The organism is Streptomyces regalis, assembly GCF_001509475.1.
GTDB lineage: Bacteria > Actinomycetota > Actinomycetes > Streptomycetales > Streptomycetaceae > Streptomyces > Streptomyces regalis.
Map to the genome: position 1 here is coordinate 53,998 of NZ_LLZG01000388.1, position 23,540 is coordinate 77,537.

Consider the following 23,540-nt stretch of genomic DNA (forward strand, 5'->3'; position numbering starts at 1 on the left):
CTCCGTGGCCGACAGCGAACGCTGCGCCCCGCGACCCAAAGCCGAAGCCAACGCTCCCGCTTCCGTGAACACGCCGCCACTCACGAGACGGCCTTCCGGTTGTGCTCCTCCAGCCACACCGTCCGGAGCACAGGGAACGAAGACACCTCACCGAGGGCCGCCACCCGGTACGTGCGGCCAACCGCCTGCTCGTCCCGAGCCTCCACAACCAGTACGGAGTCGTCCTCCTGCACCTCCGGGGCGGCAAGCGGCAGCAGCATCCGGTAGCCCGGCCGTACCTCCTCCACCCAGGCCCCGTCGCGGCTTCCCTTGCCGCGGATGCGCTCCTGATGCGCATACAAGCCAGCACTGTCGGCGTACACGAGCAAGGGCGGCGCGGGAACCAGATCACCAGTCTCCGGATCCAGCATGTCCTCCCAGCTGCCGCGGGTAATCTCCACCCTGTCCGGCATGAGGTGACGCTCCGCGAACCGGGCTATGCCCGTCTGATCAAGCGGCACCCGCAGCCCACTCCCTCAGCTGCGCCAGCACACCACGAGTCAGCTCGCCCGGCTTCCCGTCCAGGTCGCTACGGCCGAGCACCGCATCATCGAGCTGCCGCCAGTCCACGCTGTCGAGGAATCCGATGACGACGTGCCGTACGTCTGCCGGCTCCACGAGTACCTCGGCCAGCCCCTCGAACTGCATGCCCTTCCAGCCTTGCTGCACATACAGAGTGACCTCGGGCCCCTCGTCGACGGTCTGCGTGATCCGGTACGCCTCAACCGCGGACGCAACGTCGTGTCCGTCGATCTCGATGACCGCCCCTTCACCGGGGGCTCCGGTAATCCGTACGCGGCGGTGATCCTCGCATGTGGTGCTCATGATCCCGACCCTAGGTGCGCGAAGAACGCGCCCTCTCAGCTGCGCCGGCCAGCCCCTCACACCGGCGAAGTGATGCAGGAGCACCATGGACAAAGGGGTGTCAGTGGCTTCCGGTAGCTTCCGACAAGCAAGGTCACGCAGAGAGCACGGGGAGGACAACATCGTGGACGCATCAGGCTGGAGCTACTACGTCCCGTACCGCGAAGACTTCAATGCGGCTCTGAACGAGCTGCACCGAACGGTCTTCGCGAAGGACGAGTACTGGTGGCCGCGGGAGGACGAACCGCTCGGCGACGAGGGAGAAGGCTGGCTGCCGCGACCGCTCACCCTCGATGAGCTCTGGGACGACGACTACGTGCAAGAGGAGGGAACAGACTCGATTCTCGACGTAGACAAAGTTATCGGACCGGACGCGACCCCTGAGCCCGGAACCGCACAGATCGTCTCGGCGGACGAGGCACGGGCCCGAGTGGGCACTGATGTGCTGACTCGCGCGCATGTGGACGCGATTCGCGACCTCGCCTCACAACGCGGATTCGGCCGCTGCGCCGTGCTCCACGACAATGAGGGCACACCGCGTGAGATCTACTTCTGGGGATTCTCAAGCGAAGAATCCGACGACACCAGCACCCGTTTGCCGTCTGATGCCGCCCCGATCGCGAGCGAACTCGCATAGGCGACCACCAGCGCGAGCCCTCCAAGCAGCCGCACGGCAGACACCAGAAATGTCTCCTTGGCTGCCGTACCGTGAAGCACGTCCTATCCGAGCTGCTGGCTGCATTGCTCGACCGTGCTCCGCACCTCCGTCAGGCAGGGGCGGAGCACGGATCTTCTCCGCCTACTCCACGGTGTTGCCGAGGGCGCTGCGGGCTGCGAGGCGGAAGTCCTTGACCGCTTGGTAGAGGATTCGTTCTCTTTCGGCCGCCAGGGCGGTGTCTTCGGCTTTGCGGGTGGTGTCCCCTCCACGCGCGTTCTCGGCCATCCGCCGCATGACATGTGAGAGATCGGCAGAGGCCTGGGTGACTCGTCCGGCGACTTCCGCGAGGGGAGCCGGCCCTTCAAGGATGACGACTTCGACTGCGCGGTGGACCTCCCGGGCCAGGGTGATGAAGCGGCGTATCTTCTCGTCGACGTCGGGTAGTTCGGGGTCATCTGAACGCAGTGCGTCAAGGATGGCGTCCATGGCGATGTCGCGGTCATGGAGGGCGCTGAGGTAGCTGGCGTATGCGTCACGGCGGTGCTGACGGCGCCACTGGTCGTGTTGTGATCGTGCCTGTGCCCGGCCGCTCACGATCGCGGCACCAAGGGTGGCAAGAGAGCCGACGGCGGCACCGAGCAGAGCGGCGAGTCCTGCGTCCATGGGCCCAGTCTGCTGGTCTCGTCCCTCATCCAGCACGTCGGGGCTGTGTTCCCTTCCTGCGGTGGGCGGGGTCGTGGAAGTCTCACCGGTGGCGAGGACGCGTCATGACGGGTGGCGGGGGCCCTTCTTCGAACCAAGTGATCGTGCTGGGCCGGGCCGTGACGGTCTCGGTGCGCCAGATGGAGAGCCGTTCTTGGTGCAGAGGCTTCTGAACCCCCGCCGGACGCAGGCAGGCATCGGTTTGTGCGGCGGGGCTAGGTCCTCTCTTTCGGATCACCTTGAAGCGCGGTAGAGGGCTTGGGCGGGATGGCGCCACAGCATGGCTAGAAACCGCTAGCTGACAGCTCATCGGCCACTGTGGGATGTGGAGCTGCTGGGGAATCCGGCCATACAGCCCGACGAGCCGTTGTCTGAGTGCGACCGCGCAGGGCCATAGGGGCGTGAGTACGTGCCTTCGGCGCGTACAGGGGTGGCCGTGTACGCCGGGCGTACTCCCCGTGCGTCGTGTGTGCTTCCGCTGTGCGGGTCGTAACGGTGCTCGGAAGGGAATGGATCAGCCGGGTGCCTGGGAGGGCATCGCGGGAGGCGCAGCTTCCCGTTCGATGAGTGGTCACAGCAGTCCTTTACTCGTTGTCGGCTCGGCTGGTAAGAGGCAAGGGCCGTGGCCTGACAGCACCGTCCCAGGGGGCGCGATGACCAACACGGCGAGGGATGACCTGATCGTCTTGGTGAGCGAGGACGGTGAGGAGGTGGGCGTGGCGCCGAAGACTGCCGCGCACAGCACGGACACCCCCCTGCATTTGGCGTTCTCCTGCTACCTGTTTGATGAGGCGGGCCGCTTCCTTTTGACCCGGCGGGCGCTGGGGAAGAAGACCTGGCCAGGGGTGTGGACGAACAGCTGCTGCGGTCATCCGCTGCCGGGGGAGCCTTTGGGTGACTCGGTGGACCGGCGGTTGCACGATGAACTCGGCAGTGCCGCCGTCCGTATGGACGTGGTGCTGCCCGTCGTCCGCTATCGGGCCGTCATGTCCAACGGGATCGTGGAGAACGAGCTGGGTCCGGTCTTGCGGGTCTTGCCGCGCCTGCCTGTTGTCCCTGACCCGGAGGAGATCGCGGGGGTCCGTTGGGTGTCCTGGGAGCCTTTCGTTGCCAGCGTGCTCGACGGGTCCCAGGAGATCTCCCCGTGGAGCCGAATCACCGTGGAGCGGCTTGCCTCGCTTGGCCCCGATCCGTGGCAGTGGCCGGCTGCCGATGACGCGGCGCTGCCGCCTGCTCTTCGAAGCCAGGCATGACCACCAATCCGACCGCCGCCGGCTCTGGCCGGGCCGCCCCCGGGACGGTGCCTGACAGCCCGGACCGCGGTGAGAACGCGCTGGACCACGCGGAAGTTCGTGATCGGGTTACTGCCCTGCTCGCGGAATTCCTCGACGAACAGACCAGCCAGCTTCCGTATCCGGGGATGGCGCACGCACTGGACTGTCTGCGCACCTTCGTCCTGGACGGGGGAAAACGGGTGAGGTCGCTCTTTTGCTACTGGGGTTGGCGCGGTGCAGGAGGTGATGGTCCTGTTGAATCCGTCCTTTTTGCCGCGGCGTCGCTGGAGCTGTCGCACGCGTTCTGGCTGCTGCAGGACGACATCATGGACCACTCCGCCACCCGGCGCGGCCGCCCTGCCATGCACTACCAGCTCGCAGCCCACCACCAGCGCCAGGGCTGGCACGGCTCGGCCCGGGACTTCGGCATCTCCACCGCAGTCTTGCTCAGCGACCTGTGCGCGGGGTGGGCGGGCATGCTGCTGGACCGCGCCGGTGACAGCCCTGCCCGTGTGCGCGCCCTGAAGACGGTCCACGACCGGATGCAGACCGACGCCGCGTACGGGCAGAGCCTGGAACTCCTCCTGCAATCCGAGCGCGCCTACGACAGGCAGCACTGCCTGGACGTCGTCCGCTACAAGGCCGGCCTGTACGGGGTCATGCCCGCCCTGCGCATGGGCGCCCATCTCGCCGACGCCGGACCTGAACTCTTGGCCGCTCTCACCGAGTTCGGCGTGGCCGTCGGTGACGGATACCAGCTCCGCGACGACCTTCTCGGAACCTTCGGTGAACCGGCCATCACCGGCAAACCCGATATCGACGACCTCAAGGAAGGCAAGCCCACCGTCCTGGTAGCCGAAGCCCTCAACCGCGCCGACCCACGCCAGGCCGGGCGGATCCTCCACCTCTACGGCAATGCCCAGCTCACCGACGGCGACGTCGAAGAACTGCGGACACTACTCCGCGCCACGGGGGCCGTTGCCGGGGTGGAAGCTGCCATCGGTGAACGCGCCGAGGCCGCGGCCAAGGCCCTGTCCCAAGCCCGCCTCCCCGAAGAGACAGCACAGGCATTGGAAGAGCTCGTCCGCCTCGCCCTACGACGCGACAGATGACTGTGTCGGATCACCCGCAAGTTTACCGAGTTGGGCGCGTCTTCAGAAGGAAGAAACCATGCCAGCCGACGTTGAGTTTGACCTCCCGTTCCCGCGCAAGCGTCCTCCAGATTCTGCCGCAGCCGAGGCGCACATCGTCCAGTGGCTCAACAGCCACGGCCTGTTACGCAGTCCCGCGGAGACTCAGTACTTCACTGCCATGCGGATCGGCACGGGTGCTGCCTTCGTCTTCCCCAACAGCTTGGGTACCGATCTGGATCTCGCGTCCGACCTTCTCGCGTTCCACGGCATCGTCAACGACCAAGTCCACAGCGCCTCCGAGCAGCGTGCCGCACACGCCGCTGCGATCTGCAACGACCTGCTCGCACTTCTCCAGCACGACAGCCCTGCTGAGCCTGCCACGCCGTACGGGGCGGCCTGGTGCGACCTATGGCTCCGCCTGGCCGACGGAATGCCGACGGAGTGGCAGGACAGAGCCCGCCACCATCATTCTCAGCTCTTCAGCGCCTACCTTGCTCCCCGCATCATCCTCACCCAGGCGCAGTACCTCGACCGGAGATTCATCACCTCTGGACTTGCCGTGTGGCTAGATGTCGCCGAACGCACCAGTCACTTCGAACTTCCCGAGCCAGTCCGGGCCTCGGCGCTGATCCGTGACCTGTGCGATGAAGCCGTCAAACTCCTGATTCTTCCCCACGATGTGTTCTCCGTTGAACGGGAAGAAGCCCGCGGGGAGGTGGACAACATGGTGCTGGTCATGGAGCACGCCACCGGCAAGCCCCGCGCTCAGGTGATCACCGAGATCCAGGCCATGGTCCGCGACGCCGGCAAACGCTTCCTCCTGCTGGAAAGTCGCATCCCTGAGCTTGGCACCACCCTCGCGCTCGGTCCCTCGGACCTGGCAGCCATGGACTCATACGTTAAGGCCATGCGGGACTGTGTCCGCGGGCTCTATGACTGGCAAAAGGGAACAGCCCGCTACGACCTGCAGGCAGCGGGAGACGCCATCGCCTCCGGATACGAAGACGCCCCGCTGCTGCGAACTGCATCCACCTCGCCGAGTCCAGCGATACGGCGGCCCCGGCACCTCGCCATCATCCCCGACGGCAACCGCCGCTGGGCCCGCAACAACGGCGTCCCGCTGGCCGAGGGATTCCGCCGCGGCACGGATAACTTCGCCGCACTCCTCGGCTGGTGCGACGAGGCCAGCATCGAGGTGGTGTCCCTATGGATGTCCTCACCGGACAACCTCGCCAAACGACCGACTGACGAAGTAGCCGTGGCCCTGCGCTACACGGCGGACGTCGTCCGACAATTGGCACACTCCAGACACTTCCGGCTTCGCCCGATCGGGAACCTCACCCTCCTCCCGGCCGACTTCGCCGCGCTGTTGCACGATGCAGCCGAGGCAACGGCTGGCGTGCACGGAATGACGGTCAACCTGGCAGCCGCCTACAGCGGCACACAAGACCTGATCGACGCCATGCGCGCCTGCCTGCCCGAAGGGGCCGCCGCCCTGACGCACGAGCGGATCGAGGCACACCTGTCCACCCATGGCCAGCCCCCCGTCGACCTGCTCATCCGCACCTCCGGAGAACAGCGTCTGTCCGGGTTCATGCCCTGGCAGACCGCCGACACCGAGCTGTATTTCACCGACACCCCATGGCCCGACTTCACCCGCGAGGACCTCCACCTGGCGCTGAGCGAGTACGGCAAGCGCGAGCAGCGACACGGCGCTTGACGACGGAGGCAGCGACACCCCGACGGACACCCCAGTGCAACCAACCGCGCTCTCTTTGCCGATCACAGCACCAGACCATTCGTGTGGTGACGCGATCGTTGATCTGGCATGCCGTTGACTGACGCGCAGTGGGCGCGAATCGAGCCGTTACTGCCCGACCGTACTCCGAAGCGAGGCGGGCAGTGGCGCGACCACCGGGAGGTGATCGATGCGATCGTCTGGAAGTTCCAGACGGGTTCACAGTGGGTCCACCTGCCCGAGCGATACGGCTCCTGGAAGGGCGCCTACAACAGATTGCGGAACTGGTCGATCGATGGCACGTGGCAACGAGTGTTCACTGCCCTGCTTGCCCAGGCCGACGCTGAAGAAGGTCCCGACTGGATTGTGGCGGTGGACTCCACCATTGTCCGCGCTCATCAGCACGCTGCAGGAGCCCGCAACAAGGGGCCCCTGACTGGCGAGCCGGACAACCATGCCCTCGGACGCTCCCGCGGTGGACTGACCACCAAGGTGCATCTGGCCGCCGACAGCCAGTGCAGGCCAATGGCCTTCGTCCTCACGCCGGGACAGTTCGGAGACGCACCCGCCTTCGAGTCAGTTATGGCTGCTCTCCGGGTACCTCGGCCCACGGGGCGGCCGCGCACCCGCCCTGTGATGGTCCTGGTGGATAAGGCATATTCGTCCCGCGCGATCCGAGGCAGGCTGCGCCGCCGAGGGATCCGCGCTGTCATCCCGGTGCCGGCAGGCCAGCGTGCGCATCGCCAGCGGCGCGGCAGCCGCGGTGGCAGGCCACCAGCATTCGACCGGGAAGCAGACAAACAGCGCAACACCGTCGAGCGATGCATCGGCCGCCTGAAGCAATGGCGAGGCATCGCCACCCGCTACGAGAAGACCGCCACGATCTACCTTGCCGGTCTACACGTCGCAGGCATCTTTCTCTGGTCCGCACGATGATCCAGAAGAAGCGCCCTAGCTAGCCTCTTCCAGGGGCGTGGGAGGCCGGTTGCCAGCTAGCGGGCGAGCCGCAGCTGGGCATAGATGGCGATCACAGGCCACGTCCACCGGCCGGCAGCTTGCGGGCTACGAAGTCGGCCATCTGCTGGACGCTCTGAACACCCTCCTGGTCTCCCTCGGCTTCGCGCTCCTTCTCCTCTCGCTACTCGCCTGTTCCCTCCCGGAGGGCTCGCGCTGCCGGAGGCGGAGTGGTCGGCGCCCTCACAGCGGAAGCCGCCCTCAATGCCAGCATCTGCCCTCGTAGTCGCGAATCATCCATACCCCAAGCCCGTCGCCGTCTGGGATGTCGTCGGCCCCTCCCCGCTTGCGTAGCTCGCCTCCGGGCCCACCGCATCGCACGGCGGCTTCGAATCCCCCAACCAGCTTGACTGTTCCCTCCTGTGCCCAATTCCGCCACAGACTCCGGCAGCCAGGCATCGCCCAGGACCGTTCCTACAGACCATCAACGGCCGGGGGCGGCACCTCGTGGTCGACACCAGGGGCACTCCACCGCTGGTGCTGGTCACCTCCGCAGACGTGACCGACCGGGATGCCGCCTTTACCGATCACCCTGCGGGTCTCCGGCTCACTCGTTGGGGCGATCTCTAGACCGGTCACGTTCTCATTTGCCGATCCTGGCAAGCCTCTTCGTCGCGTGGCGGTCGACGGGCGAGGGGGGCTCATGCGAAGCGGGATGGTGCTGCGGGACCTTCGAGTTCCGCCCATGAAACGGGCTGGCAGAGGCTGGTCGTACACGATCGAAGCCGCCCTCGCGTCCGGTCCAACCGCACTACGGACACTGCGATGACGCCTGCAACGCCTTGGTACGAGTCACAAGGTCTCGGGACCCTGCTGACCCTGGTGGCGGGTCTCATTACGGGCTTCTTCAGCGGCTGGGCAACACTGCGGCCGCGAACCCCAAACGCCTGCTCGCCTACTGGATGGCCAGGGCCACGCCGATCTTGAACGCGTCGGACTCCGTCGGAGATCTCCTGGTGACGCGCGGAGGACAGGCACTGAGGGATCCACACGTTCTGGACGTCAGGCTCATGAACAGTGGACGCCGCGACGTTGCCAGCAGCCACTTTGACGGTGATCTACCGATCCTGCTCGATGTCGGGGCTCCGATTGTCGAGATCCTGGGAATCACGTCCCAACCCACCTCGCTTCACGTGCCGGCAGTGGTCATAGATGACACTGCCGTAAAGATCGCCCCTGGTTTGATCGCCAGAGGTCAAACGATCTCCTTCTCGCTCCTCGTCGACGGCCCCGCCCCTACCCTCTCCTGCCGGGCATCCCTCGTCGATGTCACCGTTCAGGAAAAGCGGGAGCCAACGCGTCAGCAAAGCCCAGGCGACCAGCTTGCGCTGGTAAAGGGCATCAAGATCACCGTGCTGGCCTTGGCGGTCCTGACATTTCTGCAGGCCTTGACCGACTTGGCTACGCCGGCCCTCAGCATGGTTGGGCCGGGCGCGATTGCGTTGGCTCTGATCGTCGCGATCACCGTCTGGGAACTTGCAAGGATGTGGGCGCGCCGGAGAAGGGCTCGTCGCTCGACACGACAGGACTGAATCCTCATCAGTCGCCCTGGGACCAGATGTTCCAAGCGGACGCCAGGTGAGGATGCACAGTGAACCGCGGGTCGGTGCCGATCCCGTCGCGGACCGCGTCAGGGGCGGCGATGAGATGGAAGTGCGCGTCGGGGACGGCGGCGAACAGGAACCCGACGTGCTCCCTGGTTACCGCGTCGGTGCACCGTGACTCTCGGAGGTCGAGGTAGAACTCGCGGGTTCCGGTCGCAGCCTGATGATGCAGGCGTTGCTGAATGTGGTGCTGCGTGGCGGGGCTGAGGGTCCCGCTGACCGCGATCCACACGCGCGACCCGGCCTCAGTCAGCACCCGCATCCGCACGATCATGGTCGCCATCTGCTCCTCCCCGTCTTCCCCGACCAGCCGGTGAGGCCGTCTGTGCCAGCCGTCATCGGCACCGTTCCCGCGTGACCGGCACCCTGGTACGGAACCGCGGGGGAGCCCTTGCCCAAGGGCCGAGCCGTACGTCACCCGGCGGGTTCGATACGGAGGACGGCGGCGGTGTCGCGGATCTGGACGACCTGAAGCCTCATGGCGTCGTTGATGGTCGCGGCGGGTCCCTCGCCGCAGCTGAGCCGGACGCCGCCTCCGCCCTCCGACGACACGCCGCCGCCACCGGAACAGCCCGAAACGCTGAAGCCCGACCCCGTCAGCTGCGCGACCATCTCGACCCTGCTGCCGGTGATCGCCGTCACCTCGATCGGCCCGAGGCCGTACGTTTCCGGCACTGTCACGACGTCCCCCACGGCGACCTTGATCTCGCACGTCCCGTCGGCGCACGGCCCGGTCGGCGAGGGCGACTTCGGGGCGGTCTCCGTGGGAGGCGGTGTGGGGTTGGACGCCGGTGCCCCGGAGCGGGATCCGTTGAGCTGGCCCTCGGCGGGGGACCCGCCCGAAGGATCCGAGGAACACGACGTGAGAGCGGCGAACACGACAGCGACAACAGCGGCGACGACGGCGGTGGATGACGTTCTGCTACGCATCATGGTCGCCATGGAACTCCGCCACGACCGGGACCCCTCCCCGCCGCCCGGGCAGGCGCGCCGTCAAGACGTCCGGGGGACGTTCGCAACCGCGCCGTGACCAGCGCCGCCGAGATTGCCCGGGGACAGACGATCTTGTCGGTGGACAAGCGCCCACGACCAGCGCGAGTACATGCTCAAGGGGTTCACACCAACCCCGCGATCAGCAACTTCACGTTAGAAAGCGCCCAGTGGGGGCGCCCGTCAGCTGGCACTGGATTCAGTCGTCTGCCCCGGTCCATCGCCTGTACACCCGTACCGCATGATGAGCCCGCCCTGCGAGCACAGGGCGGCGTGCCATTTCGTCACCTCGGAAACCGCTCGTCGGTTCGCCTCATCGGGGAGTGGATGACGGCGTAGATCGACGCCTCCGAGATCGGTAGAAGTCTCGGCATCTGTGCGACTGGCCGACGGTTGAAGGGAGCACTCACGAGCAGCGCCACGCGTGCCCTAGCCTGCCGCCAGCCGGACTGTTCCCGGAGGAGATGCGAGCCGCGCGGAAAGCGGCTTCACAGCTTCTCATGAACTAGATCACGCCACTTCGGCAGCATCTGCGTTGCGCCTGCAACGCGTGATACGTGAGGATGTTCGACAGGCTGTGAACACATGACACACGATCACGCCAAGGCGATCGAGCAATCGCAGCAGACAACACGCTTACGGGGGTGGGTTGATGAAGTTCGACATGGGGTCGACGACCCTGTCCGATCTCGGGAAGAGCACCGTCGGGTCCGGTGAGGACCTGGGCACGCTGATCCAGCAGCTGATCCAGGCGGCGGAGCCGTTGGAGGGGAAGTTCAACGGGGCGGGCAAGGCCGCGTTCGACACCTTCAAGATCCATGCCGACGAGATCACGGACGCGCTGAACAGCTCGCTCAGCGCGATCCTGGGCGGTCAGTCCGGCATGGACACAGCGTTCGGCACCGGTGACGTCGAGTTGGAAGACAACGCCAACCAGAACATGGGCGCCGCCAACTTCGACGCGGCCCGATTCGGCGCACGGTAACCACACAAGCGCGCACGCACACGTCCGCCGAAAACACCTTCATCGTCCTTCCAGGGGGAACTTGACCATGCCTCAGAACCAGGACCGCCGTTCCTACGACACCGGCGCCTCCAGCGAAGTGCAGATCAGCCTGCAGGGCATCATCGGCCAGTTGGAGCGCGTGCTGACCGACCGTGAGCGCGCAGTGAAGGCGGCAATGGCCGACTTCGCCGCGGACGGCGTGGCCGACGAGTACCACGGCAAGGAGATGCGCTGGCACCGCGCCGCCGGCGAGGTCCGCGAGATCATCCGGCTGGTCCGCACGACGATGGAGCAGAACGACGGGACCGCGCAGTCGACCCTGACCAAGGCGAAGGCGGCCGTCGACAACATCGGCTGACACCCGACGCGCAGCAGTAGCAGGAACGGGGAGAGGGAAGCGGGGGCTGACGCATGCCGAGGTGGGACGTATCTCCGTCCGGGGTCGGAAGTGTGGTCTCGAATGTCGGAGAGGTCATGAAGGTCCTGGACGACATTGTCCAGGCGTACGCGAAGGACGTAGAGGGCGCGGCCACCGCGGCCGGGACGCTCGCTCCAGGCGGGGCTAGCGGGGAGCACAAGGGACAGACCGGGCTGGTGGCCGCCGCCATTGCGGAGTTCATGGAGGGCACGGCGGACGAGTTGAAGTTCATCGGCACACGCGTCGGCAAGACGGTCAACGGCGCGGTGGAGGCCACCGTCGCGTACCAGGAGGGCGACCTGGCGATGGCGGCCGAGGTGCAGCGGCGGGCGTCCGGGCTGGTCATGCCTGACATGCCGGCCGGCTGGAAGGCGGGCCGTCTGTGATCCAGCCGGACTCCATCCCGCTGTTCACCGGCGATCTCGGCCAACTTGAGCAGCACACCGACGCCCTGCGGGTCGAGGCCGACGGCATCCGCCAAGCCGGCGCGGAGGCCCATCGGCAGTTTCAGGGGCTGTCGGCCTTTTACCACGCCCCGGAGGCGGAGAAGCTGTTCGCGTCCACCGCGCCAGCACGTGATGGCGCCGACGCCTTCGCCGACAAGGTCGCCACGGTGGCCGACGCCCTGTCGACGTACGCGGCCGAAGTCGCGCCACTCATCAAGCGGTTGGAGCACCTGCAGAGCAAGGCGACCACGTTCGTGGCGGGGCTCAAGACGCCCAGCGGGGAGTTCGACGAGAACTGGACCGATGACGCGGACAAGGTCAATGAGCACCAGGCGCTGATGCATGATGTGAACGTCGCGCAGGCCCAGTTCACGGCCGCCGAGATCGACTGCAACAACAAGATCACGGCACTGGTGGGCGGCACCCAGTACGTCATGAACACCGGCGCCAAGCAGTTCATGCCGCTCGGCGCGGAACTCTACGGCTACAGCGCCGAGGTACTCGATCAGGCCAAGGAACTCCCCTGGGGCACACCGGTCACCCAGTCCCACGACTGGTGGGACCCGGACGACCTCGGCTACTACGCCAAGAGTTTCTTCTGGGACGGGTTCATCGTCGACAACGTCTGGGGCACCATCGACGGCATCGCGACCCTGGCCGGCGTCCATGGCTCGGACGAAGCAGGACAGGCATGGGAAGGCGTGGTGCGGGCGATCGTCGGGGCCGAGACCTACCTCATGGAGTCCGGCGGCAAGGAGCCGACCGGGGTCTTCGCGACCGACTTCGCCCAGGAAAGCAAGGCGTACGCCAAGGAGTTCGGCAAGTCCTTCGTCGCCTGGGACATGTGGAAGGAAAACCCGGCCCGCGCCGCGGCCACCGTCGTCTTCAACGGCCTCACTCTGGGCGCTGGCCCGCTCAAGATCGCATCCGCCGGTAAAGCAGGCACCGCCGCCAAGGTCGCCACCACGGTCGCGAAGGTCGGCGACGTGATCGACCCGGTCGGCGCCGCAGTCAAGGTGACCGGCCACGCCATACCCACCATCGCCCAGGTCACGGAGAACCTGCGCGGCGTGAACAACGTCCCCGACCTGCGCGCTCCGCACAGCGTCCTAGAACTCGACGACGGCTCCAAGGTCGTCATCGAGAACGGCGAGTTCATCCCCTACGACAAACACGGCGACGTTGTCAGCGAGGCACCGAAGCAGGAGCGATCCACCACCGCGCAGACCACACCAGAACAGACACCGGTACGGGAGCCAGAGTTGGCTGGGGTGGGCGGCAGGTCGCAGTCGCCACAGGCATCCGCGCAGGCTGGAGATGGGTCTACTGGCGATGCGGTAGACAACGGCGGCGGTGCGCGGGGGCACGCCTCGGAGGCCTCGTTCGCGCGCCACGGTGCATCGGACGGCGGGCACGGGGCGGGGAGCAGCGATGGGACGCCGCATGGTGGTGGGCGAGCTGGAACGTCGCAGCACTCCGGCAGCTCGTACGACGCCGACGGAGCCGGTGCCACCGGAGGGTCCGACGATGGGGCGGCCACGTCTGAGAACCAGGGAGCCGGCGGACCGGACAACGGTGGGGACCGGGAGCTGAGCGTCGCAGAGCGGAAGCAGATCCAGGACGAGCACATTCGGAAGGCCAACGACCCCGACCGAACGTGGTTCAACAAGCACTACGACATTCTGGGGCGCCGTAGGAACATCTTGAACAAGGACGGCACCCCAAAGTTGGCGGACGGCGTCGAGCTCCCCCAGTTGGCCAAGAATGCTGAAGGCAAGTGGGTCGCCGCAAACGACCTGCCGAGCGGACCCTCTGAAGTCAAGTGGGGGCCGAAGAACCTCGGGACAAACACGGTCCCAGACGGAAATCTGTCTGCCCTCGACGCCGCAGCGGCGAACCGCAGGGCGTCGGTGGACCTCACCAACGCCGAAAAGGCCTTTGATGAGACACATTCCGCCGCCGCGCAGGAGGCTCTCACGAAGGCGCAGCAGGAATACACGGCGCGGCTCGGTGACGTGCCCAACAATAGCAAGATCTCCGAGGCTCTCGGCGAGAAGGCTGCCAGACTGCACGTAATTCCACGCGAGTTCCCGACAGCCGACAGAATCAAGCTCCCGAAGACGCCCAACGGCGCCAACATGTTCGACGATGTGTACAGGCTCGGCGACGACGGCCACTATCTCATCGTCGAGGAAAAGGCACCGACGGGTGACCTCGACTGGCGCCGTGGACGCGCTGACCCGGAGGACCCGGCGAACCCACACATCGGCGACGATGGTGGGGCCCAGGGACTGCGGGTCAAGCAGGGCACTAAGCTGTACATACGTACGATCCTTGCCGAGATGACGCTACGTGGCGGACGGGACGCCGACATCGCGAAGGCTCTCCGCACCGCGTTGGCGCAAGGGAAACTGCAGTACGTCCTGGTCAAGGCGAACAACAACCCAGGCTCCTCCTACGCTGGTGCCGTGCTGGAACACTTGAAGATCTAGTAAGAGGAGGACAAGTGGTCACGCGCATTCCTCGCCATGAATTCCGCACGAACAATGCGGCCGAAGCCATGGCGCCCATCATCGACAGCACCAAGGAAGTGCTCGACGAGATCGAGACGTCGGCGGACTACCGCTACGACGCTCAGATGCTCACCCTGGCTGTCGCGAAGTGGCGCTGCCTGACGGACCCTGTGGCGGGGGAGTTCCCGACATGGGAAGCGTGGGTCACAGCCATGCAGGTAGGCTCCGCACTGTTCACCGCTGGCACGGCGGCGGAAGGACCCGTACCCTGCCGTATCGGGAGCATGGGCGAGGTGAAGCACCTTCCCGCGACCGGACCTGAGGACTACCTGCACGCGGGAAATTGGCTCACTGCCTTCTACCTGGCGGCCATCTGCCGCGATAACGACCGGGCCAACCAGCTGGCTCAAGTGCCCGTCTCGTTTCTCCGCGCGTCCGGCGCGGAGTTCGACGAATACATCTACGCCTGGGTGGAGACCCTGCAGAATGCCTGGTTCGGCCGACGGGAAACGTGGGACACCCTGGTCACTGCCGTCAACGGAACCGACCCCGAGATCACACAGGTCGCCAGCAAGGAGCTGATGCTGAAGATCCTGTATCCGCCCCTTGAACTCTTCCACCGCTACCAGCGCCAGGAAGCCGAACAGTTCAACGCGGCACTGGTCGACGCCATCACCTGGCACAAAGAGTATTGGACCGCCGACGACGCACGTTCCCTGAGCGGCGAAGGTCTGGTCGCCCTCGGTCCACTCGCCATCGCCTGCATGGCTTATGACGCGGGTATGCCGATCGAGGTCGAGTCCGAGTACCTGCCCAAGGCGCTTCTGCAGCGCACCTGGGTGGGCGAGTACGACACGTAGACACTCAAGGCAACGGATATCTATGGCAGCCCAGGACTACGACAACCAGCTCCTCGAGTCGGTCTCCGTCCGCCGCCGTCGCCTCCGCGACGCTCTCCTCTTCGGTCCCCAGCGTCAGCGACGCACGCTCGACGAGAGGTTGGGGAAAGTGTTCGCCGGAGTGGTGATCGCGGCGGTGGTGTGCGCGGGGTGCGTGGGGTGGTCGTTCGTGTCGCACCGGGTCATCGGGAAGAGTCCGTACGGGGCTTCGGTGCCGTCGTCCCAGCCGTCCGGATCGCCGTCGCCCTCGCCCTCCGGGGCCCCTCCGACCCGGTGATAGGTTCGAACGCGTGATAGCCACGGGGACTCTGAGCCGTTCAGCGACCGGCAAGCGGACGGCGCTCAGCCGCGTCACCCTGGTCGGCGAGGGACGCCGGGTCGACCTCGTACTGCCCTCGCTGGAGCCGGTCGGGGTTCTCCTGCCGGAGATCATGCGGTTGCTGGACGACCGCGTGGGCGCGCGGCCCGAGTCGCGGCATCTGGTGACTGCGGACGGCTCTGCACTGGCGCACGACGCTTCGTTGGCATCGACCGGTGTGCCGGACGGCGCTGTATTGCGGCTGATACGCGTCCAGGACGCGCCTTCGGCTCCTGTCGTACACGACGTGAGCGACGAAGTCGCCGACGATCTCGATGTACGGGCGTGGCGGTGGCAGCCTGCGGTGCGCAGGGTTGTTGCCGGGGCTGCGACCGTGTTCTGGGCGGTGGCCGCCGGCGTGCTGGCCCGCGCAGAGTTCGCCCTGTCGGCGGTCGGTGCCGGGCTGCTCGCCGTCGCGGGTGTGGTTGCGCTTGCTGGGGTGCTGTGCGGGCGCGCTCGTCGGCACGGGCTTGCCACCACGTTGATCGTTACCGCCGGTGCGGTGGCTGTCGTCGGTGCCTGGACCTGCGCTGACGCCTACGACTGGTCCGGCGCCCTGCGGCTCGCGGGTCTCGCCGTTCCCCTGGCGGTCGCGCTGTTGCTCGCCGGATGGTTCACGCCGTTGGGACGCGGGGCGCTGATCGGGGCCGCTACGGTCGGCGGGTGCCTGGTGCTGTGGGAAGTGGCCATAGGGCTTCAAGACGGTGCAGGGGCGGCGGCCGGGCAGGCCCGGGCCGGTGCGCTGCTCGCCGTTGCCTCGATCGTCGTCCTGGGTGTGCTGCCGCGGCTGGCGCTGACGGCATCGGGTCTGACCGGGCTGGATGACCGGCGTACGGGCGGGGCGTCGGTGAGCCGGTATCAGGTGGCCACGGCGCTGGCGGCTACTCATCGCGGGCTGGTGATCGCGACCGGCGTGCTGGCTGCCTCCGCGGCTGCGGCCGGAGTCATGGTGCTGCGCTCGGTGTCGGTGTGGACGGTGCTGCTCGGCGTCATGGTCATGGTGGCGCTCGCCTTGCGGGCGCGTGCGTTTCCGCTCACCGCCGAGGTGGTGGTGCTGCTGGTGGCCGCGAGCATCGTCGCGGTGCGGCTCGCCGTCAGGTGGCTGGAGCAGACCGGTGCAGCCGGGCCGGTCGCCGTACTGGCCCTGCTCGCGGTCGTCCCCCTCGCGGTATTGGGAGTGGAGCCCGCCGAGCATGTGCGGGTGCGGCTGCGGCGTATCGGCGACGCCTTGGAATCGGTCGCTGTGATCGCCATGCTTCCGCTGGTCATCGGCGTGTTCGGGGTGTACGGGCGGCTGCTCGGCACCTTCGCGTGAGGACACGGAGATGGGCATGACCGGGGCAGGAGACTGGCAGCACGACCTTCTGCGGGAGCTGGCGGGCGATGGCTCCGGCAACACGCCGATCCCGTCCTCTCCCTCCGAGCCCGGCGCGGTCCCCGGCTCCCCCGCGCGGACGGAAAAGGAATCGGCAGCGGGTTCCGAGCCGTCCCCCGCTGCCCATCCCGTCCCGCGCCAGGGGCACGACCCGCAGGCCACTGCCCCGACCCCCGAGTCCCTGCCCACCGTCGACCCTCGTCTCGCCATTGCCCTGGGCCGCCCCCAGCACGGTGACTCGGTCGCCCGCCGAGCCGGGCGCTCCCTGCGACAGCTCACCGCCTCGGCCGGGCCCGAGGTCACCGAGCAGACGCGGTTCGCCCAGGAGTTGCAGCAGCCGGTGACGACCGGCCGGGTGATCGCGGTGACCTCGATCCGCGGCGGTGTCGGCAAGTCCACGGTGTCCGCGCTGCTGGGCCGTACCTTCAACCACTACCGGCACGACCCGGTGCTCGCCCTGGAGGCCGACGCGGCGCTCGGCACGCTCCCGGTGCGGCTGGGCGCGGACACGGTGCGCTGGTGCTGTGCGGACCTGGCCCGGATTCTCACCCCTGCCATGCGGCTGACCGATGTCACCGGCTACCTGGTGCCGGTGGCCGACGGCGGCTGGCTGCTGCCCGCGGGCCAGGGCCGGGTCGGTGCCCCGCTGGACGTGCGCACCTACATGACGGTGACGCTGGCGCTGCGCCGCTATTTCGCGGTGACCGTGGTGGACTGCGAGAGCCTGCCCGGTGAGGTGGCGCGCGCCGCGATGGACACCGCCCATGCCAGGGTGGTCGTCGCGCCGATGACCGCCGAGGGCGTGCACGGCACCCGGCAGGTCCTCGACTGGCTCGGGCAGTTGCCGCACTCCGCTCTGGACACCACCGTCGTCGCCCTCAGCGCGGCCTCCCCCGACACCACGCTGGATGTGAAGTCGGCCGCGGCGCACCTGCGCGAGTCCGGCGTCCCGGTGATCGCCCTGCCCTACGACCGTCATCTCGCCCAAGGAGGCCCCATCCACACCGCCATGCTGGGCCAAGCCACCCGCGACGCGGCCGTCCGCCTGGCGGCCGAGGCGATGCAGCGGGCGGTGCGCGTCCGGTGACCCAGCAGATCGTCCACCGGCCCGCGCGCTCCACCCGCCCGCTCGCCGCTGCCGAGCCGCGCACGATCGAGGCGCCTCCGAACCTGCCCGAGGGCAAGATCGGCAACGCGGCCACTGCACTGCTGCCCATGGCCGGTGTCCTCAGCTCGGTCGTGCTGATGACGGTCATCCGCAACAGCCAGTTCGCGGCGATCGGCGCGATCGTCCTGGTCGTTGCCCTGCTCGGGGCGGTGGCACTGTTCCTGTCGCAGCGGGGGAAGGCGCAGCGCACCCGGCGTACCCAGCGTGAGCGGTATCTGGAGTATCTGGAGGAGCAGCGGGAGGAGTTGGGCAGGGCCGAGCGGGAGCGCAGGCAGCGATCAAAGCTGCTCAACCCGCCGCCGGAGGCCCTGTACGACCTCGCGCGCGATCCGGCCCGGTTGTGGGAGCGGCGTCGGCAGGATGCCGACTTCCTGCGGGTGCGGGCGGGCACCGGTGACGTACCGGCACAGGAACTGGCCATCGGCCAGAACAGCACAGGCGGGGTGCTCACCCCACCGGACCCGTTCATGCTGAACGAGGCCCACGCCCTGCAGAACCGCTTCGTCACGACCACCGACTTCCCGCTCACCGTGCCGCTGGACCGGGCCGGGAACGTCAGCATCGTCGGCGACCGCGACGGCGTCCTCCGCGTCGCCCGTGCGCTCCTGGTCCAGACAGCGGTCACGCACGCACCAGACGACCTCGCCCTCGCTTTCGCCACGGCCGACGAGGCGGAGTGGGCGTGGGCCAAGTGGCTGCCCCACGTCCTCGATACGCAGACGTACGACGGTCCGGTCGCCGCCCGCCGGATCGCGCCCGACCTGGCCGCGCTATCCCGGCTGTGCGCGCCCGACCTGCGACAGCGCGCCTCGTACGCGGCCGAGGTGCGCCGTGGACTGTCCGGCCGGGGCACGGATGCCCTGCGTCTGACGTCCCGCATGCTCGTGATCAGCGACACCTACGGCGACACCGCGGCCGAATTCGCCCGCCCGGACTCGGCGATCGGCCTGCCGGAGATGAGCGTCACCGTGCTGCACCTGCTCGAGCGACAGATACACGAACCCGACCAGGTCAGCGTGCGCATCACCGTCAACGGCCACCAGATCACTGTGGAGGACCTGCGCACGCCCCAGGTCCCTGCCGCCCGCGGCATGTCTGATGCGGTGACCGTCCCCGGCGCCGAGGGCATCGCCCGCATGCTGGCCCCGCTGCGGCTGTCCGCCGAGTCGGCGGCCGAAGGCACCCCGGTGTCCGGGCCGGTCGACTTCCCCGCCCTGCTCGGCATCGACGACCCGGCCCGCCTCGACCTGCACGACCTGTGGGCCCCGCGCGGCGAGCGGGACTTCCTGCGCGTCCCCATCGGCCTGGCCGACCGCCACGAACCGGTACTGCTGGACCTCAAGGAGTCCTCCCAGTTGGGCATGGGCCCGCACGGACTGTGCGTGGGCGCCACCGGCTCCGGCAAGAGCGAGCTGCTGCGCACCCTCGTCCTCGCGCTCACGACCACGCACTCCCCGGAGGACCTGGCGCTGGTCCTAGTCGACTACAAGGGCGGCGCCACCTTCGCCCCGTTCGCCGACCTCCCGCACGTAGCCGGCGTGATCACCAACCTGGAGAACCAGGCCGGTCTCGTCGAACGTGTCCACTCCAGCCTGGCCGGCGAGGTCAAACGCCGCCAGCAGGTATTGAAGGACGCCGGGAACGTCGCCGACATCGGCCACTACGCGACGCTGCGCGCCACAGAGCGCCCCGACCTGGAGCCTCTCCCGCATCTGTTCGTCGTCATCGACGAGTTCGGCGAACTCATCACTGCCAAACCGGACTTCATCGACCTGTTCCTGTCCATCGGCCGCATCGGCCGCTCCATCGGTGTCCACCTGCTGCTGTCCAGCCAGCGCATCGAAGGCGGCAAGCTCAAGGGCCTGGACACCTACCTGTCCTACCGGCTCGGTCTGCGCACCTTCTCCGCCGACGAGTCCCGCACCGTCCTGGACACCACTGACGCCTTCAACCTGCCGCCCCTGCCCGGCTTCGGCTACTTGAAGGTCGACACCTCCACGTACGAGCGGTTCAAGGCCGGCTACGTGTCGGGGGCCTACCACGGTCCCGCGCTGCGCGAGGAGCGTGACGACGAGCCGCTCGCCCGGCCGTATCCGACGTACAACACCCCGCAGGAAGCCGAGGAGGTGGAAGAGCTCGTCGCCACCAAACGGGAGACCGGGCCGAGCGTGCTGTCCGTCATGGTCGGCCAACTCGCCGCTGCCGCACCGCCGGTACGGCGGATCTGGCTGCCTCCGCTACCTGCCGCCACCGCCCTGGACGCTGCTGCGGGGCCCCTCCAGGCGGGCACGGACGGTCTGCGCCTCGCCCACGGCGAGGGCCCGCTGCGGATCCCGCTCGGTGTCCTGGACGACCCGGCCCGCCAGTGGCAGCGGCCGTGGCTGCTGGACCTGACCGTGGCCGGCGGCCACGTGGCGGTCATCGGCGGCCCGCAGTCCGGCAAGACCACCCTCCTGCGCACCCTCGTCCTCTCCCTGGCCCTCACCCACACCCCGTACGACGTCGCCGTCTACGGCCTCGACCTGGTCGGTGGCGGCCTGTCGGCCCTCGCCGATCTACCGCATGTCGGCGGCATCGCCGGCCGCGCCGATCACGAACGCGCCGCCCGCACCGTCGCCGAGGTGCGCACCATGCTCACCCAGCGCGAGGAACTCTTCCGCGAGCACGGCATCGACTCCGTCGATCAGCTCCGCCACCTGCGCGCCCAACGGCGGCTGCCCGGGCTGGGCGCCACCGACGTCGTGATGCTCATCGACGGCTTCGGCGCCCTACGCGAGGAGTTCACCGACCTCGACGACACGGTGGCCGACCTCCTCAAACGCGGCGGCGGCTACGGCATCCACGTCGTCGCCGGCATGCTGCGCTGGAACGACGTGCGCATCGCCACCCAGTCCATGTTCGGCACCCGCATCGAGCTGCGCCTGAACGACCCGGCCGACTCTGGCATCGACCGCAAGCTCTCCGAGACCCTCACTCCCGACAACCCCGGCCGGGCGCTGACGGACGGCAAGCTGTTCGCGCAGGTGGCCCTGCCCCGCGTCGACAACCGCCCGGCCACGGATGACCTGGGACCGGCCCTGGAGCGCGCGGCCCGCACCATCCGCGCTTCTTGGCACGGCGAACTCGCCCCGACCGTACGGGTCCTGCCGACCAAGCTGCCCGCCGCCAAGCTGCCCAACCTGACGGCCGAACCGGCGAGGATCTCCCTCGGCGTCGATCAGGACGCCCTCGCACCGGTCCTGCTCGACCTCTTCGGCACCGACCAGCACCTGCTGATCCTCGGCGACAACGAATGCGGCAAGACCAACCTGCTCAAGCTGATCGCCGCCCAGCTGGTCGAGCGGTACGGGGACAAGGAACTCGTCTTCGGAATCTACGACCCTCGCCGCGGCCTGCGCGGCACGATCCCCGAGCCCTACCGCGGCGGCTACGCCCACAACGCCAAACTCGCCGCCGCCCTGTCCACCGGCATCGCCACCGAACTGGCCAAACGACTCCCGGACACGGCCGACCCCGACACACCGATCACCGCCGAACCCGCCGTCACCGGACCCCGGATCGTCATCCTCATCGACGACTACGACATCCTCACCACCGCCGGACAGCAGCCACTGAACGCCTTCCTGCCCTACATCTCCTCCGCCCAGGACATCGGTCTGCACTTCGTCCTCGCCCGCCGCACCGCCGGCGCCTCCCGCGCCCTGTACGAACCGCTGCTGACCGCCCTGCGCGAAACCGGCACTACCACCCTCCTCATGACCGGTGAACGCACCGAAGGACAGCTCTTCCCCGGCCTCTACGCCACCCAGCAGCCGCCCGGCCGCGGCACTCTCGTCCGCCGGGGCCGCCCCCACCAGCTGATCCAGACCGCCCTGACCGCTGAAGAGGCCGACGAAGAGTGACCAAGGACGTCATCGCCCTCACCCCCAAGATGCCGGACCTGCCCACCCTGCTCGCCGGCCTCTACGCCGGCGGCTCCGACCTCGGGGTGAACACCACCGCGGACGGCGCCGTCGTCCAGCTCTGCGCCCCTGACGGCCGTCCTCTCGTCTCCGTGGAAGCCCCCATCCTCATCCAGGTCCCCGGCGAGACCACCCGCCTGCTGAACCACGCGGTCGAGGACGGTCCGGTGTGGTGGACCGAGGCCCGTGCCTCCACCGCCGTCCCCGAGGCCGGACGCCTCGCCGGATCCTTCGCGGGACGCCTGGCCACCGTCCTCGGCGGCACCGTCTGGCCACCGGAAGCCGCCACCACCGAGGTCGTCCCCCTCATCACCGATGTCTCGGCCATCCCGGTCCCCGCCACGTCCACCCCCGCCGTCGACGTCCTCAGCGACTCCACGGCCGTGGTCATCCAGGACCGCCCCCTGGTCGCCATGACCAGCTGGCTCTCCCACGCCCTGCGCACCACGACCGCTGCCGACCGCGCCCTGCAGATCGTCACCCCACCCACGACCCGGCTCACCCTGCCCACCCGCACCGCCCTGCACGGCCTGCCCAACCGCTGGGTCATCCAAGACCCCGAACACGGCTACTACGACGGCCTGTCCGGCGCCGTACTCCACTGGAAAGACGGCACCTTCACCCCCATTCACGACGACAAGCGCAACCCCCGGGTCGCCGACGCCTTCACGGCCACCACCGACAGCGGCGGCCGCCAGCTGATCCTCACCCTGAGGACCCGCCACCGTGCCGACGCAGACCTCGTCCTCGGCCGCGCCCTGGAAACCACCTTCCGACACCTGACCGGCGCCCCGCCCGCAGGATGGAGCACCGCCGAACCGATCAACCTTCCCTGGTCCACACGGGAGTTGACCGACCTGGCCCGGGCACGAGCCCCCAGGCCCACCTTGCTGATCGCCGTCGGCCACCCTGACCGACCCGCCCTCGCCACCATCCGTGTGCTGCGCACACGAGCGGGCGTCGAGGAGGACATCACCCTCGCCCTCGGCTACAGCGGGGACGAGACACCGCCCCTGGACGCCGTCGAGGCCCTCGCGGCCGAACTCGACACCGGGCACGGGCTCGTCACTCTGCTCACCTCACTCCGCACCGCCCGCCGTGACCTCACCATCCCCCCACGCCTCGAACGCCCACCTGTTCCCGTCACGTTCACACTCGGCCACGACGAGGCAAAGCGCATTGGTCTGACCCACGCTCAACATCCACCTCTCGGCCCCGCTCCCACGCTGTTCGGCCACCCAGCCGAACCCGCCCTCCACTACTACATGGGGAACGGAACCGACCCCCACGCCTGGTCCACTTTCCAACAGCTCACGCGGCATCTGAAGCAACACGCATGACCACACGACCAGCCGAGCTCTGAACGGCGACCGTCCAGC

The 23,540-nt window shown here is 68.1% G+C and carries 21 protein-coding genes; 16 read left to right on the plus strand and 5 right to left on the minus strand.

The window, feature by feature from the left end; translation table 11 throughout:
• Positions 1-80 precede the first annotated feature (80 nt).
• Complete coding sequence (locus ADL12_RS39885) at positions 81-500, minus strand: DUF6093 family protein (RefSeq protein WP_062712571.1); 420 nt, start codon at positions 498-500, stop codon at positions 81-83.
• Positions 490-864 (minus strand): hypothetical protein, encoded by a 375-nt coding sequence (locus ADL12_RS39890; RefSeq protein WP_159053440.1) that lies wholly within the window; start codon positions 862-864, stop codon positions 490-492. The genes ADL12_RS39885 and ADL12_RS39890 overlap by 11 nt, the downstream gene beginning before the upstream one ends.
• A 163-nt stretch (positions 865-1,027) precedes the next feature.
• On the opposite strand from ADL12_RS39890, the gene ADL12_RS39895 reads away from it, so the two are divergent.
• The gene (locus ADL12_RS39895; RefSeq protein ID WP_063806791.1) at positions 1,028-1,540 is read left to right on the plus strand and encodes a hypothetical protein; all 513 of its coding nucleotides are present in this window, start codon (positions 1,028-1,030) and stop codon (positions 1,538-1,540) included.
• Between the two features lie 162 nt (positions 1,541-1,702).
• On the opposite strand, the gene ADL12_RS39900 is transcribed toward ADL12_RS39895, so the two are convergent.
• A complete protein-coding gene (locus ADL12_RS39900; protein ID WP_062712576.1) occupies positions 1,703-2,224 on the minus strand; it encodes a hypothetical protein in 522 nt (173 codons plus the stop codon).
• A 692-nt stretch (positions 2,225-2,916) separates the two neighbouring features.
• Between ADL12_RS39900 and idi the strand changes: the two genes are divergently transcribed.
• The 5 genes from idi (at position 2,917) to ADL12_RS39920 (ending at position 8,954) form a co-directional block, all read left to right on the plus strand.
• Positions 2,917-3,516 (plus strand): isopentenyl-diphosphate Delta-isomerase, encoded by a 600-nt coding sequence (idi, locus tag ADL12_RS39905; RefSeq protein ID WP_062712579.1) that lies wholly within the window; start codon positions 2,917-2,919, stop codon positions 3,514-3,516.
• Positions 3,513-4,649 carry a polyprenyl synthetase family protein gene (locus ADL12_RS39910; RefSeq protein ID WP_062712582.1) on the plus strand — a complete coding sequence of 379 codons (1,137 nt, stop codon included), beginning with the start codon at positions 3,513-3,515 and terminating at the stop codon, positions 4,647-4,649. Before idi ends, ADL12_RS39910 begins: the two co-directional genes overlap by 4 nt.
• 58 nt (positions 4,650-4,707) lie before the next feature.
• The gene (gene uppS, locus ADL12_RS55785) at positions 4,708-6,390 is read left to right on the plus strand and encodes a polyprenyl diphosphate synthase (protein WP_208614710.1); all 1,683 of its coding nucleotides are present in this window, start codon (positions 4,708-4,710) and stop codon (positions 6,388-6,390) included.
• 108 nt (positions 6,391-6,498) lie between these two features.
• The gene (locus ADL12_RS51745) at positions 6,499-7,344 is read left to right on the plus strand and encodes an IS5 family transposase (RefSeq protein ID WP_079052529.1); all 846 of its coding nucleotides are present in this window, start codon (positions 6,499-6,501) and stop codon (positions 7,342-7,344) included.
• A gap of 1,088 nt (positions 7,345-8,432) precedes the next feature.
• Positions 8,433-8,954 carry a hypothetical protein gene (locus tag ADL12_RS39920; protein WP_159053441.1) on the plus strand — a complete coding sequence of 174 codons (522 nt, stop codon included), beginning with the start codon at positions 8,433-8,435 and terminating at the stop codon, positions 8,952-8,954.
• 7 nt (positions 8,955-8,961) lie between these two features.
• Here the strand turns inward: ADL12_RS39920 and ADL12_RS39925 are convergent, their stop codons facing one another.
• A complete protein-coding gene (locus ADL12_RS39925; RefSeq protein ID WP_062712589.1) occupies positions 8,962-9,309 on the minus strand; it encodes a hypothetical protein in 348 nt (115 codons plus the stop codon).
• Between the two features lie 131 nt (positions 9,310-9,440).
• Positions 9,441-9,959 (minus strand): hypothetical protein, encoded by a 519-nt coding sequence (locus ADL12_RS57325; RefSeq protein WP_244188224.1) that lies wholly within the window; start codon positions 9,957-9,959, stop codon positions 9,441-9,443.
• 709 nt (positions 9,960-10,668) lie between these two features.
• On the opposite strand from ADL12_RS57325, the gene ADL12_RS39935 reads away from it, so the two are divergent.
• The 10 genes from ADL12_RS39935 (at position 10,669) to ADL12_RS39980 (ending at position 23,501) form a co-directional block, all read left to right on the plus strand.
• Positions 10,669-11,001, plus strand: a complete 333-nt coding sequence (locus ADL12_RS39935) for a hypothetical protein (protein ID WP_048584289.1) — start codon at positions 10,669-10,671, stop codon at positions 10,999-11,001.
• Between the two features lie 67 nt (positions 11,002-11,068).
• Positions 11,069-11,380 (plus strand): pore-forming ESAT-6 family protein, encoded by a 312-nt coding sequence (locus ADL12_RS39940; protein ID WP_062712592.1) that lies wholly within the window; start codon positions 11,069-11,071, stop codon positions 11,378-11,380.
• 53 nt (positions 11,381-11,433) lie between these two features.
• On the plus strand, positions 11,434-11,826 hold the full coding sequence (locus ADL12_RS39945; protein ID WP_063806792.1) for a DUF6507 family protein: 393 nt from the start codon (positions 11,434-11,436) through the stop codon (positions 11,824-11,826).
• A complete protein-coding gene (locus tag ADL12_RS39950; protein ID WP_062712595.1) occupies positions 11,823-14,378 on the plus strand; it encodes a DUF4766 domain-containing protein in 2,556 nt (851 codons plus the stop codon). The genes ADL12_RS39945 and ADL12_RS39950 overlap by 4 nt, the downstream gene beginning before the upstream one ends.
• Before the next feature lie 14 nt (positions 14,379-14,392).
• Entirely contained in the window at positions 14,393-15,259 is an 867-nt protein-coding gene (locus tag ADL12_RS39955; RefSeq protein WP_244188225.1) for an immunity 49 family protein, read from the plus strand.
• A 22-nt stretch (positions 15,260-15,281) separates the two neighbouring features.
• Complete coding sequence (locus ADL12_RS57330; protein WP_062712603.1) at positions 15,282-15,575, plus strand: hypothetical protein; 294 nt, start codon at positions 15,282-15,284, stop codon at positions 15,573-15,575.
• Positions 15,576-15,588: 13 nt separating this feature from the next.
• A complete protein-coding gene (eccD, locus tag ADL12_RS39965; protein ID WP_062712604.1) occupies positions 15,589-16,971 on the plus strand; it encodes a type VII secretion integral membrane protein EccD in 1,383 nt (460 codons plus the stop codon).
• A 10-nt stretch (positions 16,972-16,981) separates the two neighbouring features.
• The gene (locus tag ADL12_RS39970) at positions 16,982-18,118 is read left to right on the plus strand and encodes a CpaE/TadZ family protein (RefSeq protein ID WP_062712606.1); all 1,137 of its coding nucleotides are present in this window, start codon (positions 16,982-16,984) and stop codon (positions 18,116-18,118) included.
• Positions 18,115-22,101, plus strand: coding sequence for a type VII secretion protein EccCb (eccCb, locus tag ADL12_RS39975; RefSeq protein ID WP_062712608.1), 3,987 nt, complete (start codon positions 18,115-18,117; stop codon positions 22,099-22,101). The genes ADL12_RS39970 and eccCb overlap by 4 nt, the downstream gene beginning before the upstream one ends.
• A complete protein-coding gene (locus ADL12_RS39980; protein ID WP_062712610.1) occupies positions 22,098-23,501 on the plus strand; it encodes a DUF6177 family protein in 1,404 nt (467 codons plus the stop codon). The genes eccCb and ADL12_RS39980 overlap by 4 nt, the downstream gene beginning before the upstream one ends.
• Positions 23,502-23,540 lie beyond the last annotated feature (39 nt).